The organism is Alphaproteobacteria bacterium (genome assembly GCA_033344895.1).
Lineage (GTDB): Bacteria > Pseudomonadota > Alphaproteobacteria > UBA8366 > Aestuariispiraceae > Pacificispira.
The window spans coordinates 3,172,830-3,188,362 of sequence record JAWPMN010000001.1; the positions used below are offsets into that span (position 1 = coordinate 3,172,830).

Sequence of the window (15,533 nt, forward strand, 5' to 3'; positions counted from 1 at the left end):
TTCGGTTCCACCATTGCCCGGACTAGAAGCCTCAGAATAACCGTCGCTCAATTGCGCGACGGGTAGATGCCATTCTCGCAAATGCAATAGTTCACGGCCTGAAGCGGGTTCACGATTTGAAAATCCAGGTTGCTGCCCGTTTTTTCCAAAGCGACGGTGCCTGTCACGTTGCTGATGGAGGCTGAGACCCCGCCAAGCGGAACGGAACCAGTCACTTCATTATTGGCGACATACATGTCCGGGAAGGTTCCCAGAGCGGGCTGGCCGCCGACATAGTCGCCGTCCGCAGGGACGCGTTTCGTGGCCGGATCGATGGACGCATCCACTGTTACGGAGATCGTGGAGCCAGTTGCCTCGAATGTAGCGGGATGTGTGTGGACCGCAATATGTGCCGTCGACAATTCTTGGGTCTGAATGCCGTAGCGCGTGCCGAGCGGAAATGAAGTTAGTCCCGCAGCAGCGCCCATCATGTTTGAGCCCACCGGCACCCGTGCCCGCAAATCGGGATAACCGAAAGTGGCCCGTCCGTCGCCACCAAAATATGACCCGATCAGCGAATACAGAGCCTGATTCTGGCTTATGGATACAGTCTGGCCACTGCAGAACGCCCAGTTCACAGGCGCAAAGTTAAATCCGAACGATGCGATCATTCCGTAGAATGCATCCATTGTATCACTCCCCCTTCAATCTGGCTTGCGCGCCCCGGCGTTATGGTCCGCCGGCCTTGGATCGGCTGTCAGTTCCGAGACGGATAGAGGCCGTCCTCGCAGATGCAGAAATTGACGGCCTGCAAGGGATTGACGATCTCAAAAGGGGTCCCGTTGCCCGTGTTGCCGACGCTCACCTCCCCCGCCAGTCCTAAAGATGCGGATACTCCGCCGAGGGAAACCGAGGCGCCAACTGCGTTGCCGTCGACATACATATCCGGGAAAGTGCCCAATTGTGGCTGGCTGGCGAGATAATCACCCGTGTCCGGGGCACGCTTCGTCGCCGCATCGGTTGATGCCTTGACGGCCATGTTCATGGTGCTGCTGGTAGGCGTGAAGACCGCCACATGATCGTGACTGGGCAGGTTGTTCACATTGAGCCTCTGTATCTGAGACCCATACAACTCGCCCAACGGATAGGAAAAAGTTAGGCCCAGCGGGGGGCCCATGGAGGCAGAGCCGACGGCCATGCGGGCCCTCAGATCTGGGTATTTGAAATCTGTTCGACCGTTGCCGCCATAAAAGGTGCTGATCAGCGAATAGAGCGTCGGATTCTGTGAAATCGCCACTGACTGGCCGCTGCAGAACGCCCAATCGCGTGGGGCAAAGGTAAACCCGAAAGTGGCGATCATGCCGCAAAACGCTTCCATTTTCTTACTCCCCCGGTTCCAACTTGCGTGTGTATGAGTGATATGCCCGACGCGCGACCAAGTACCGTGCCCGCCGGAATCAGGAAAATACCGCTGTCAGAAAGGCGGCCTTTCCGTCCTTGCCGACATCGCGGCTCAGTGAGATGCCGGATATCTGACCCAGTTCCGCGTGCCGGAGGTCATAGGCACCATCGTGTAGCGCGAGGTTGTCCGGCGCGGAGAAGACCACGCAAAAGCGGTGACGTGTCAGCAGAGTGTCGCTGTCCGGCTTGTCCGGACAGTCAATCGTCCCTTGGTCGTGGCACTCGATCAGTTCCAGTTCGACCAGAACCTCGTCGGATTGGGCGCCGTCGTCGCTCTTGCCCGCAGATTCGGTTCTACTCGCGGAAAGGGTAGTCTCGAACTTGCTGCCGATGTGGGATTTGAACAACTCCAGGGTGGCATCCCGCAGTTCCAACCGTTTCGTGCTCGCCATATCGGACTCCTCCCGATGTTGCTGTTTCCGCCTGACCGGTCCGGACGGAACCGATCGGGCCGGCGTTCTTGCCACCGAGTCCGAGCGGACGCCCATGCCCAATCATTGGAGAAGACCGCCTGCCCCTATCGGGCGTGGTGGATGCCTTGAAGACGATCCTAGTTTTGATTCCATCATTTTTATCCTTTTGCGAGCATAGCAGGCTGATTCCCGGATCGACCATAAATTTTTATTAAAATTTTAGCACAGCCTTAAACAGTGCTTCTTGTTCAGATGTTTAGGGCGAATTGGTGATCGCCACACATCGCTAAGCGCTGAAATTCAACGAATTTTGCGTCGATATAAAGAGAACGTATTATATTTATCTAAAATACATTGTATAGTCGAATGATCCTCGATATGGTTCTTTCCGCATGGAAGCGGCTGCGTTAACCTGAGGTGAGATTTCGGCAATCGGTTGTAGTTTCCGGCGCCCGTGTATCTCGAAACAGGCAAAATCGTTTAGAGGGTGGGTTGTGCGACGTCTCCGAAGATTTCTGATGAACTCACCCGTCCGTTCCGCGTCGGAGGCGACCGCTACGGCTGCGATGCCATTGGCGCTTGAGCCCCGTTTCATGTTTGACGCCGCGGGCGCCGCGACCGGCGCGGATGCCGCCCAGGATGCTGTTGCGGAAGCGGAAGCTGCCAACCAGGGGGCGTCGGATGGTGCGGTAGGGGACGATGCTGCCGCGATTGCCGATGCAATCGAAGGTCATGTGCCGTCCGACGGGCGAAAGGAAGTCGTCATCGTCGATCCTTCCGTCGCCTCCTATCAGGATTTGCTGTCGGGCATGGATCCGAATGTCGAGATCATCATCCTGAATGAGGGGGCGACGGTTTCGGATGTGGCGTCGGCCCTTGACGGACGAAATGGGATCGATGCTGTCCACCTGATCAGCCATGGCGGTGTCGGCTCCCTCAATCTGGGCGGGGAGACATTGTCTCTCGATACGCTGGAGGCGAATGCCGACGCATTGCGCACCATCGGCGCTGCGCTTTCCGTGGACGGCGACCTGCTGCTTTATGGCTGCAATGTCGGTGCGGATGGGGGCGGCGAGGCGTTCCTGACCGCACTCGCCAGTGCGACCGGCGCGGATGTTGCCGCATCGTCCGATGCAACAGGGGCCGCGGCGCTCGGCGGTGATTGGGTGCTTGAAGCGGCGGTCGGTGACATCGAAAGCGGGATTGCGGTTTCCGCTGAAGGGCAGGCGGCGTTCTCGTCGGTGCTGGCGACGATGGATTTTTCGTCCGGTGTGACAGATAACGGAAACACAGTGGATGTGCTGGTTTCCGGTGTCACCGCGACCTTTTCCCACTCGGGCGTGAATATCGACGTTGCCAATGGCGGCGGCCTTGCCGGATCGTCCGGCGAAGTCGTCTTCAGCAATGCCAGCAACACCAACCCGTTCACTGTTTCGTTCAGTAGCGCAGTCGACATCACGTCATTGCATCTCGGGCGCTTGTCCGGTCAGAACTCCGAAGTAACCATCAGTGTAACGGATGGCAGCGGGAACACGTCTGTCGTGGTTTCCGGTGCCAATTACTCCAGCGGCTCGGTCGTGTCCCTGAACTGGACGGGTGTGACGTCCTTTACCATCGATCACACCGATGCCGGACATGCGATTTCCCCGCTGGTGGACAACATCATCTTCAGCGCCGCGAACGCCGCGCCGTCGCTTGGGGGGACGCCGGCGGATGTGACGGTGACCGAAGACGTTGCGACGGCAATCGATCTGTCCGCCTACAATGTCTCCGACAGTGACGGCGATACGATTACGCTGACTCTTGCGGTCAGCGCCGGGACGATCGCGTCCGTCGACGGAAACGGTACGACTTCGGGGGTGACGGTCGCCAGTTCGGGAAGCGGTTCCATGACCTTGCAGGGCACCGCCGCCAATCTGAACACCTATCTGAACGATACCAGCAAGATCCGCTATACGACCGCATCGAACAGCACGGCTTCCGCGACCCTGACCGTGACGCCGAATGACGGGACAACCGACGGTACCGCGGACACGGTCACGATCAATGTTACATCGGTTAACGACAATCCGGGCGCGACGGGTGTGCCGGCTTCGGTGACCGTGACCGAGGACACGTTGAGCAATGTCGATCTGTCGGCGATCACTTTCTCCGATGTCGACAGCGCCTCGATCACCGTCACGCTGACGGCATCCGCCGGTACCTTCGCAACGCCGGCCGATGGTGCGGGCGTCGGCGGTGGCGTGACCGAGACCCTGGTGAGTGCGACCACGATCACGCTGGTCGGCTCTCCCGCGGATATCAGCACCTATCTGGATTCGCCTAGCAGCATCCAATACACGCCGGCGTCGAATGTCAGTGGCAATGCGGCGGCGACCATCACCGTCACTGCCAATGATGGCGACGGCTCAGGCAATGTCGCACTGGGCACGGTCAATGTGAACGTGACCGCCGTAAACGACAATCCGACGATTGCGGGCCTCCCGGCCTCTGTCACTGTGACGGAGGACACGCAGGGCAATGTTGATCTGTCCGCCGCGACTTTCGCCGATATCGACAGCGCCTCGATCACCGTCACACTGACGGCATCCGCCGGCACCTTCGCGACGCCGGCCGATGGTGCGGGCGTCGGGGGCGGCGTGACCGAAACCCTGGTGAACGCGACCACGATCACGCTGGTCGGCGCCCCTGCGGATATCAGCACCTATCTGGATACGGCAAGCAACATCCAGTATACGCCGGCGTCGAATGTCAGCGGCAATGCGGCGGCGACCATCACCGTCACCGCCAATGACGGCGACGGCTCGGGGAATGTCGCGCTGGGCACGGTCAATGTGAACGTGACCGCCGTAAACGACAATCCGACCGGCTCCGTGCCCGCCACGGTAACGGTTACGGAAGACACGCTGAGCAATGTCGATCTGTCCGCGGCCAGTTTTGCCGATGTCGACGGCGACACGATCACCGTCACCCTGACGGCCTCGGCCGGGACCTTCGCGACCCCGGCGGACGGGGCAGGTGTGGGCGGCGGGGTCACGGAGACCCTGGTGAATGCGACGACGATCACGCTGGTCGGCGCTGCGGCGGACATCAACACCTATCTCGATACCGCTTCCAACATCCGCTATACTTCGGCGTCCAATGCCAGTGGGAACAGTGCGGCGACCATCACGGTCACGGTGAATGACGGTCAGGGCAGCGGCAATGTCTCGGCCGGCACGGTGCAGGTCAATGTCACCGCCGTGAACGACGCCCCGGCATTCAGCGGTCTGGACGGCACCCCTGCCTTTACGGAAGGCGGCTCGGCGGTGGTTCTGGACAGCAATGTCACCCTGACCGATGTCGAACTCGTCGCGCTGAATGGCGGCAATGGCAATTTTGCCGGGGCAAGCCTGGTGATCGTGCGAAATGGCGGAGCGAATGCGGCCGACGCCTTTTCCATTGTCACTGGCGGGAATCTGAGCGTCGCTGGCAGCGACATCTCGTCGGGCGGCAATGTCATCGCCAGTTTCGATACATCGTCCGCCGGCCAAGTGACGATCACCTTCCAAAATAACGGTACGATCCCGACAACCGCGCTGGTCAACGAGGTGATGCAGGCGGTTCGCTATTCCAACACCGCGAACGATCCGGCCGCCTCGGTACAGCTGAACTGGACATTCTCCGACGGCAATAGCGGCAACAGCCAGGGAACCGGCGACAATCCGGGAACGGCCAGCGGGTCGACAACGGTTTCGATCACCAATGTCAACGACGCGCCGACCCTGACCGCAACCGGGAGCAATCCGACCTTTACTGAAGACGGCGGCGCCCAGGATCTGTTCAACACCGTCACGGGATCTACGATCGAAGCCGCAGACAGAATCAGCGCCATGACGATGACGGTCACCAATGTCTCGGACGGGGCGAGCGAGATTCTTGCCTTCGATGGTACGGACGTGGCGCTGACCAACGGGAATTCAGTCGTAACAGCGACAAACGGCCTGACCGTCAATGTGTCCGTGACCGGCAGTACGGCAACGGTCAGCTTCACCGGCGCGACCTTGAGTTCGGCGCAGTTCCAGACGCTGGTTGACAGCCTGACCTATCGGAATGCGTCCGACAATCCGACAACCAGCGGGAACCGGGTCGTTACCATTACCGGCATCACGGATAATGGCGGTACGGCGAATGGCGGCAGCAATTCGGCGGCACCCAATGTGCAGAGTACGGTTTCGCTGACGGCCGTGAATGACGCCCCTGTCATCGGTAATCTGGCAGGCGACAGCACGGCGCTGCAGGTCGGCAATGTCGCGAATATCGACAATGGCGGCAATGTCACGGTCACCAATGCGGATTCCACCAATTACAATGGCGGATCACTGATCATTTCGGATACCAACGCCAACAATACCGCGAATGGAAATTTCTCGGTCGACGGTACCAATGTCACATCCGGCGGCGATACTACGATTTCGGCGGGTGAAACGATCTTGGTGGGCGGGGTGAACATCGGAACGGTTCACGCCACAAATGATGGACAGAGCGGCCGGACGCTTCAGATAGATTTCAATGTCAATGCCACAAACGAACGTGTGCAGGCTCTGATACAGAATCTCCGCTGGGGTGCGGCGGCGGGCAGCGGCGCCCAGACCTTCACGGCAACGCTGAACGATGCGGACGGTACCGCGAATGGGGGCGATCAGGATACGACCGCCAATTTCACGATGACGGTGGGCAACTTGCCCGCGATCGCCAATCTCAACGGCGACAGCGTGACTTTCACCGAAGGCGGCGGCGCCGCGGTGATCGACAGCGGCGGCGACGCCACCGTGACCGATGCCGACAATCCAGCCAATTTCGGGGGCGGGAATCTTACGGTTACCGTCTCCGCCAACGCGGTCGCCGCGGAGGATATCCTGACCTTGAACACCGCCGGTACTGTTGCGCTGGCCGGTACCACGGCGGGGTCGAATGTCTCGGTCGGCGGAACCGTGATCGGTACCCTGGCAAACAGCATTGCGGCCGGGAACAACCTGGTCGTCAATCTCAACAGCTTTGCGACATTGGCGCGGGTTCAGACGCTGGTACAGGCTATTGCCTACAACAATGCCAGCGACGCGCCAACCACCACCACCCGAACCGTGTCGGTGACTTTGACCGACAATGACGGGCTGACGAGCGCAACCAGTTCCACGTCGGTTTCGATCTCCGCCGTCAACGACGCTCCAGTCTTTACCGGGCTTGATGGAACGCCGACGGTCAACGAGCAGACGGCGGTGGTGCTGGATTCCAATGCCACGGTCGCCGATGCGGAATTGGACGCCCTGAATGGCGGCGCCGGCAACTACAGCGGTGCGACACTGACATTGTCGCGCAATGGCGGAGCCAATGCGGAGGATGCGTTCTCAAATTCCGGGACACTGGGGGCGCTGACCCAGGGCGGTAACCTGACGGTCGGGGGCACGACGATCGGCACGGTGACGACGAATTCCGGCGGGACCCTGCTGCTGACCTTCAACAGCAGTGCCACGCGGGCACTGGTCAATAGCGCGATCCAGCAGATCACCTACACCAATACCAGTGACACGCCGCCCGCGAATGCGCAGATCAACTATGTGTTCAACGACGGGAACAGCGGCTCCCAGGGCAGCGGCGGTGCCGGATCGGACAGCGATAACTCGGTGACTGTGACGATCACGCCGGTCAATGATGCACCGACCGCGACCGGCATTCCGGCGTCGGTCACCGTAACGGAGGATGTTCTCAGCAATATCGACCTATCCGCTGTCAGTTTCGCAGATCTGGACGGCAACAATCTGACGGTGACGCTGACGGCTTCGGCCGGCACATTCGCAACGCCCGCGGACGGTGCTGCTGTCGGTGCCGGTGTTACGGAAACCCTGGTCAATGCGACGACCATAACGTTGGCCGGCAGCGCGGCGGACATTGCAACCTATCTCGATACGGCAACCAATATCCGTTACACGACGGCGGCGAATGCAGCAGGCAACAATGTCGCGACGATAAGCGTCGCGGCGAATGACGGTACGGTCAATCCGACCTTGGGTACGATCCAGGTGAATTCGACGGCGGTGAACGATGCGCCGTCGGCAACGGGGGGTCCGGCCGCGGTCACAGTGACCGAAGACACACTCAGCAATGTGGACCTGTCGGCTATCACGTTCTCCGATGTCGACGGCGACAGTCTGACGGTGACGCTAACGGCTTCGGCCGGCACTTTCGCGACGCCCGCGGACGGGGCGGGTGTCGGTGCCGGTGTTACGGAAACCCTGGTCAATGCAACGACCATGACGCTGGTCGGCAGTGCTGCGGATATCAGCACCTATCTCGATACTGCGACCAACATTCGCTACACGACGGCATCGAACGCGGCGGGCAATGCGGTGGCGACAATCACCATCACCGCCAGTGACGGCACGGTGACGCCGACCATCGGAACCGTGAACGTCAATTCGACGGCCGTGAACGATGCGCCTCAGATCGTCGGTGCAAACAATACCGTCGTCTTCAATCCGTCCGGCGGCACGCCGGTCGTGCTCGATGGTGATATGACGGTGACCGATCCCGAACTGGCGGCGGCCGGCGATTTTGACGGCCTCTCGGTCACGATTGTCCGGTCGGGGGGCGCGGATGCGAACGACCTCTTCAACGTCAAGAGCAGTGCAAATGTCACCAAGGTCGGCAACAATCTTCAGGCAGGCGGCAATACGATCGCGACCCTGAACACGACAACGGCCGGCCAGTTGGTCATCACCTTCGACAGCGGCAATGGAACGACCGCGACGGCCGCGCTGGTGAATGAGGTCGTGCAGAACGTGACCTATGCCACGAATGCGGTGGCTCCCACATCCCCGGTCACAATCAATATTACAGCGAATGACGGGGCGCTGGCCGGTACGACGCAGACTTTGACGGCATCCCTGGCGCCGCCACCGCCGGCAGACGATTTCGTGCCGCCGCCAGCGCCTACACCCCCGCCCGGCCCGCCGCCCACGGCGCAGCTGCCGCTGACCCCGCCGCCGCAGCCACCGGCCGATACACCCGTCCGAGATGCTGGAAATGGTGGGCTGAACCCAAATGGGCCGGCCCAGAATGACGGCCGCGTCGGCAGTGCCGTGACCGGTGGGCTTGGTGCACGGAGTGCTATCGAAAATACCGGAACGCCTGTCCGCGTTTCGGTCATGGGGGCCGGAAACGGATTGGTCCAGAATTCCGGCGCCGGACAGCCGGCCGGGGGCACAGGCGGGGCCGTAGGCAGCTTCAGCAGCGCCGGCGGTAGTGGCAACGTTGGAGGCGGTGCCGCCGGTGGTCTGGGAAGTGGTGGTCTGGGAAGTAACGGTCTGGGAGGTAATGGCCTGGGCGGTGGTACTGAGGGTGGAGGCTTCGGGTCCGGCATCAACGGGCTCCAGGATGAGACTGATTCCAACGCGCCGCCTTCGAACAGCCCGGGTGAAGGCGAAGGAAGCGGTGAGCAGGCCGATGCCGGGCCCGACGATCGGGATGCCGCATCCGAGACGCGGATTGCCCAGTCCAGGGAAGCGGCACAGAGTGACGAAGGCGTTCCGGTCGGGGCGCTGGTCGAACCGGGCTTCCTTGGCGAATTGCTGCAAGCCGCCGGGAAGGGGCAGACGCTGGACGAAATTGTAACAGCGTTGGATGAATATCTGCCGCCGGCCGCATAGAGATGGATGGACCAGAAGATTCGTGCGCGATTGCGGTGATCGCACACAGGTTGAAATCGTGAGTGACCACCGAAGACAGCTGCGATGCGGTGGTAGGGAATAGATAGGGGTAGGTTGATGGGTCGAGTTCCGAGTAGGGTGGTCGGAATTGTTGTGTTGGCGGGCAGTCTTGTCCTGGCAGGTTGTTCCGTGGATCTAAAGCCCTTTACGCCGGAAGAAAATGCGGCGCGGGTTGAATCCGACCTGAACGCCCTGTTTGCCGATCAGGAGCGGATTTCGGGACCGATCATGCTGGAAGAAGCGATCGCGCGGGCCCTAACCTATAACCTCGACCATCGACTGAAACTGATGGAACGGGCGGTCGGGGTCCGGGAGCTTGACGTTACACGGATGAGTCTGTTGCCGACCGTCGCCGCCAATGCCGGATACGACGCCCGATCGCATGCCGATACCACATTCAATGAGGCGCGCACATCGACCTCCACCACGTCGGACAAGCGGGTCAAGACCGCTGATCTCACCATTTCCTGGAACGTGCTGGATTTCGGCATCGGCTATATCCGCGCGAAGCAACAGGCCGACATGGCGCTGATCGTCGAGGAACGGCGCCGCCAGGTCATTCACAACATCCTGCAGGACACGCGCGAGGCGTATTGGCGGGCGGCCGCGGCCGAGAGGGCGTTGAGAACCTTTGGCCCGCTGATGGACCGCGTTCGCTCTGCCCTGGACGATGTCGAAGCCCAGGTGGATGCCCAGGTCAACCTGATGGAGGGACTGGTCTACAAGCGAACCCTGCTAGAGACACTTCGCCAATTGGAAGCCCTGCGACGCGACATGCAGGCCGCACGCGCCGAATTGGCGGTCCTGATGAACGTCCATCCGGATTCGGAATTCACGATTTCCGACGCAGAAGGCGCATTGCCCGGCCATGTTGTGAATTTCAGTTTCGATGCCGAGGAACTCGAACTCGCGGCCCTGCGCAACCGATCCGAACTTCGGTCCGAAGCCTATCAGCTGCGGATCAATCGAGAGGAGGCCCGGGTCGCAATGCTGCAGATGATCCCGGGGCTGAATTTCAGCGCCGGCATCAATTATACATCCGACAGCTACAAGGCCAATCAGCGCTGGTACGACGCCAGCATGGCGCTGGCCTGGAACGTCATGAGTCTGTTTCAGGGACCCGCCAACATCGAACTGGCCGAGACCAAGCAGGAGATGTCCAAAGTGCGCCGGCTGGCGCTCAGCATGGCTGTGATCGCCCAGGTCAATGTCGCTCAACTGCGGTTCAACTCCGCCAAACGCGACTTTGAACTGGCCGACGATATTGCCACGGTGCAGGAGCGCATCCGGACGCAGGTTTCCAATTCCCAGCAGGCATCGACGGGGACCGGGCAGGAGGTCATTCAGGCCGACGTTCTGACCGCCCTGACGGAATTGCGGCGCAACCTGGCCTATGCCGAACTGCAGGCCGCTTTCGGACGCGTCGTTGCAGCGTCCGGTGCGGATCCGCAGATTCAGGGCGTGAACGAGAGCGACGGCCTGATGGTTCTTGCAGGCGCAGTCGGCAGGGCCCTTCAGGACTGGGAGAACGGTGAGTTCAAAGCACCGGCCCGCTGGACCGGAGACGACGGGGCGTCGTGATGGCCCGCATCCTTCCCGCGGCGGGTATGGTGGCGGCATGCCTGGCCACTGTTCCGCCTGTCTGGGCGCAGTCTGCTTCCGATGCGATGTCAGCGGTCGATGCCCCACAGGTGCGGGCGCTGGTCGTATCCCGCGATCGCGCCGTCCTGTCGGCCGAAATCGCCGCCAGGATTGCGGACATGCCGTTTCGGCCCGGCGATGCCTTCGATCAGGGGGATCGTCTGGTCCGGTTCGACTGCAGCCGTTTCGTGGCACAGCGCGATGTCGCGGCCGGTGACGTTGCGGCTGCCCGGAAGAGTCTGGAATCGGTGGAGAAGCTTCGTAGCCTGAATGCGGCCGGTCAGTTGGAGGTGGAAATCGCCGCTGCCCAATTGTCGAAGGCGGAGGCGCAGCAGCGCCTGTACCAGTCCGACGTCAATCGTTGCGGTATTCAGGCGCCCTATGGCGGACGGATCGTCGCCTGGCATGCCAATCCGCATGAAGTGGCCAATCCCGGAGAGGATCTGATCGAGATTGTTCGTGTCGGCAGCCTGGAAATTGAAATGATCGTTCCGTCGGGGTGGCTGTCCTGGTTGAAGCCGGCACTGCCCCTGACCGTTGCCGTGGACGAGACCGGCAAGCGCTATGACGCGACGATCACGACAATCGGAGCCGAAGTGGATCCGGTCAGCCAGACCGTGGCGATCCGTGCGACCTTTGCAGATTCGCCGGACGATCTGCTGCCGGGGATGAGTGGCAGCGCCGCCTTTCCCGAAAGCGGCTGACGGTACTGCTTGGGCTGGTTGCTGCTTTTTAACGCCTGACGGGAAGGAATCCTTTAGGTCATGAGCGTCGATGCTGGCCCCGAACAAAAGAACACTGCGTCACCGGGCAGCAATGCGGCCCGGACTACGGCAATTCTGCTGCAATTGGAAAAGGAGGCGCGGGCGGCCGACCGATCCGATACGCTGGCCTTCGTCGCCGTCAATCGTACGCGCACCCTGTTAGTCTACGATCAGGCGGTGCTGTTGGTCGCCGCGGGGCGCAGATTGCGGGTTCGGGCCGTTTCAAATGTCGCCGTTCTCGACCGAAACGCGCCTTTCGTCGATTGGCTGGAAAGCGCCGCCCGGCGCGCCGGCCTCAACAGGCCGGAGGAGGACAAGCCGCGAACTCTGGCGCCGGAGGATTTCGAGGCAAGGGATCGTGATGGGCTGCGCGAATTCTTCCCCGGCCATGTGCTTTGGGTGCCCTGGATTCGCGAAGGGCGGCTGATCGGCGGCCTCCTGCTGCGTCGCACCGCGCAGCCCTGGGCCGACCCCGAACGCCTGCTGCTTCAGAGCCTGTCCGACTGCCATGCCCATGCCTGGGACATGCTGTCCAGGGTTCGTGGCAAGGGGGATGGTCGGCGCCGGATGAAGCGGGCCATTGGCTGGGGTATGGCCGTCGTGGCGCTGGCTTCGCTGGCAATCCCGGTACCGCAGTCGGTGATTGCACCGGCCCGCATCGTCGCCAGGGATCCAGTCGTGATCGCCGCACCAATGGACGGCGTTATCGAGCGCGTAACCGTTGAACCCAATCAGCCGGTTGGGCCGGACGACGTTGTACTGCGCTATGTTTCGGCTGAGCTGGAGGCCGGTCTGGAAGTGGCGGAACGCGCAGTCGATGCTGCGGAGGCCGATCTGCGCCGTGCGCGACAGCAGGCTTTCGGCGACCCCCGCAGCAAGGCAGAAGTTGCGCTGAAGGAGGCGGAACTGGCCCTCAAGGAGGTAGAGCGGGATTACGGCCTGTATCTGCTGTCCCAGGTTGCCGTTCAGGCGGGCGCGGCAGGTGTGGCCATCTTTGCCGATTCCGCACGATGGCGCGGCCGGCCGGTTCAGACCGGCATGCACATCATGCAGATCGCCGATCCGGCGGCCGTGCGTGTCGAGATCGATGTTCCCGTGGCCGATGCCGTCGCCATGGATGAAGGCGCCGAGGTCTCGGTCTTTCTGGATGTCGATCCCCTGCGGCCCTTGTCGGCCCGGCTTGAACGGGCCGCCTATGGCGCGGAGGAGACCGGTGATGGCGTTCTCGCATATCGCGCCTCCGCCGGGTTGGAAGATGGGGAGGAGGTCCCGCGGATCGGCCTGTACGGTACGGCGCGGATCTTCGGTGATCCTGTGCCGCTGGGACTGTTTCTGTTCCGCAAACCGCTGTCGGCGGTGCGTCAGTTCCTGGGGGTGTGACCGATGGCAATCGCCGACTCCGCAGGGCTAGCGGCGGGCGACACCGACGACCGGTTGCCGCCGCTTCGCGATGACCTGAAACTGCTGCCTGCAGCGCCGGACAGGTCGGGACAGCCTGCCTGGACGATCTTCGATCCGGTACGCAACCGATACTTCAGAATTGGGCCGGAAGCTTTCGAGTGCCTGATCCGCTGGTCCGTCGGAAGTGTCGGCCGGCTTGTGGAAATGGTCCGGACACAATCGGTCTATGCCCCGGACGAGGGGGCGGTGTCAAAACTGATCGCCTTCCTGCAAAGCAATGCATTGCTGGTGCGGGCGGATTCTGATGTCGCCGCATCCTTCGGTCGAATTGCCGAGGCCGGACAGCAGGCCTGGTACAAGCGTGCGGTTCACAACTATCTGTTTTTTCGGATCCCGCTGGTTCGGCCGACCCAATTCCTGCGGGCGACCCAGCCCATCGCGGATTTCGTCGCCTGTTCGGCCGTCCGGTACACAATTCTGGCGTTGGGTGTGCTGGGGCTGTTCCTTGTCAGCCGTCAGTGGGATGCCTTCGTGACGACCTTCCTGGGATATCTGAACTGGCAGGGCGCGGTTGCGATCGCCCTGACACTCACCCTGACGAAGATCCTTCACGAATTGGGGCATGCCTACGCAACGACCCGCTATGGCGGTCGCGTGCCGACCATGGGACTGGCCTTTCTGGTGCTCTATCCAGTGCTCTATACCGATACATCGGATGCCTGGCGCATGACGTCGCGCAGGGCCCGTCTGGCGATTGGGACGGCAGGAATTCGGGTTGAACTGGCAATTGCGCTGCTGGCGACCTTTCTCTGGTCCTTTCTGCCGGACGGCCCGGTCCGAAGCGCTGTCTTCCTGTTGGCGAGCGCGACCTGGATTTCCACGCTGCTGATCAACCTCAGTCCGTTTCTGCGGTTCGACGGGTACTACATTCTGTCGGACTGGCTCGACATTCCCAATCTTCAGCCCCGGGCCTTTGCGCTGACGCGATGGTGGCTGCGCGAGGTGCTGTTCGGGTTCGGGCTTCCGATGCCGGAGCCCTTTGCACGGTCGACACGCCGATTGCTGATTGCCTACAGCATCGGTACCTGGATTTATCGCTTCTTCCTGTTTCTGGGGATCGCGCTGCTGGTCTATCACCTGTTCTTCAAGGTTATCGGGATCGTCCTTTTCGTAATCGAGATCGTGTATTTTATCCTGCTGCCGATCATTAAGGAGATCCGGGCGTGGGGACAGTTGCGATCCCATGCCAGACCGACCGTGAACATCGTGGTTTCCCTTTCGGTTCTGGGCTTCCTGATCTGGCTTTTCGTCACGCCATGGCAGACGGAAGTGGCGGCGCCGGCATTGGTTGAATCCCGTGTCAGCTCCGAAGTGCTGAATGCCATTCCGGCCCGTGTTCGATCGATTGAGATCAGGGAAGGGCAGGCGGTAACTGCCGGTCAGCCGCTTGTCCTTCTGGAATCGCCGATGCTGCTTTCGGCGCTGTCCGCCAATGCCGCACGTCAGAAGGCCGTTACTCTGCAACTGGGTCGCGCCCGTACGACCGACGAGGGCCGTGGTGACGTTGCACGCCTTGAAGAGGAACTGCGCGGCCTGCAATCGTCGCGATCCCGGATTGAGGCCCGCATGTCCCGTCTAACGGTCTCTGCCCCCGGGGATGGGGTGTTCCGCGACCTCCCTGCAGGGCTCATGCCGGGACAATGGATTGCGGGCGGGACCTTGCTGGGGCGGGTCGTGTCCTCCGATGCCCGGATGCTGGCTTATGCCGATCAGGCCGATCTGCCGCGCCTTCGCGAAGGTGCCGAGGTTCGGTTCATTCCGGAGGATCCTTCTCGTGCATCGATTGGCGGTACGGTCCGGCGGATTGACGGGCTGGGCGCGGAGAGACTGTCCAGCGCGCATTTTTCGGCGTCCTTCGGGGGCGGAGTCGCAGCGCGGCAGCAGGCGCAGGACCGGGAATGGGTTCCGCTCAACGCCGTTTATCGGATCGAGATTGCCCTGAATGAGGCCCTGACCCTTGATCGTCCACTGCGCGGAACCGCGCAGATCGAGGCACCGCCGCAGAGCCTGGTGACGCGGGTCTGGCGGTCCGTCGGGGCCGTGCTGGTGCGGGAGTCCGGTTTCTAGAA

Annotated in this window: 8 protein-coding genes; 5 read left to right on the plus strand and 3 right to left on the minus strand. The window is 61.5% G+C overall.

Annotation, left to right across the window (positions count from 1 at the left end; all coding sequences use genetic code 11):
- Window positions 1-47 precede the first annotated feature (47 nt).
- The 3 genes from R8L07_15250 to R8L07_15260 form a co-directional block, all read right to left on the minus strand.
- The gene (locus R8L07_15250) at window positions 48-668 is read right to left on the minus strand and encodes a tail fiber protein (protein MDW3206892.1); all 621 of its coding nucleotides are present in this window, start codon (window positions 666-668) and stop codon (window positions 48-50) included.
- A 68-nt stretch (window positions 669-736) separates the two neighbouring features.
- Window positions 737-1,357: a tail fiber protein gene (locus R8L07_15255; GenBank protein ID MDW3206893.1), complete on the minus strand. Its 621-nt coding sequence runs from the start codon at window positions 1,355-1,357 to the stop codon at window positions 737-739.
- A 79-nt stretch (window positions 1,358-1,436) separates the two neighbouring features.
- On the minus strand, window positions 1,437-1,832 hold the full coding sequence (locus R8L07_15260) for a hypothetical protein (protein MDW3206894.1): 396 nt from the start codon (window positions 1,830-1,832) through the stop codon (window positions 1,437-1,439).
- 539 nt (window positions 1,833-2,371) lie between these two features.
- Here R8L07_15260 and R8L07_15265 point away from each other — a divergent pair.
- From R8L07_15265 to R8L07_15285, 5 genes are all read left to right on the plus strand, one after another.
- Window positions 2,372-9,538, plus strand: a complete 7,167-nt coding sequence (locus R8L07_15265; GenBank protein ID MDW3206895.1) for a DUF4347 domain-containing protein — start codon at window positions 2,372-2,374, stop codon at window positions 9,536-9,538.
- A gap of 156 nt (window positions 9,539-9,694) precedes the next feature.
- The gene (locus tag R8L07_15270; protein MDW3206896.1) at window positions 9,695-11,179 is read left to right on the plus strand and encodes a TolC family protein; all 1,485 of its coding nucleotides are present in this window, start codon (window positions 9,695-9,697) and stop codon (window positions 11,177-11,179) included.
- Window positions 11,179-11,943, plus strand: a complete 765-nt coding sequence (locus R8L07_15275; protein MDW3206897.1) for an HlyD family efflux transporter periplasmic adaptor subunit — start codon at window positions 11,179-11,181, stop codon at window positions 11,941-11,943. Before R8L07_15270 ends, R8L07_15275 begins: the two co-directional genes overlap by 1 nt.
- Window positions 11,944-12,003: 60 nt before the next feature.
- Window positions 12,004-13,383, plus strand: a complete 1,380-nt coding sequence (locus tag R8L07_15280; GenBank protein ID MDW3206898.1) for an HlyD family efflux transporter periplasmic adaptor subunit — start codon at window positions 12,004-12,006, stop codon at window positions 13,381-13,383.
- 3 nt (window positions 13,384-13,386) lie between these two features.
- Window positions 13,387-15,531: an HlyD family efflux transporter periplasmic adaptor subunit gene (locus R8L07_15285; protein ID MDW3206899.1), complete on the plus strand. Its 2,145-nt coding sequence runs from the start codon at window positions 13,387-13,389 to the stop codon at window positions 15,529-15,531.
- The last annotated feature ends 2 nt before the right edge of the window (window positions 15,532-15,533 follow it).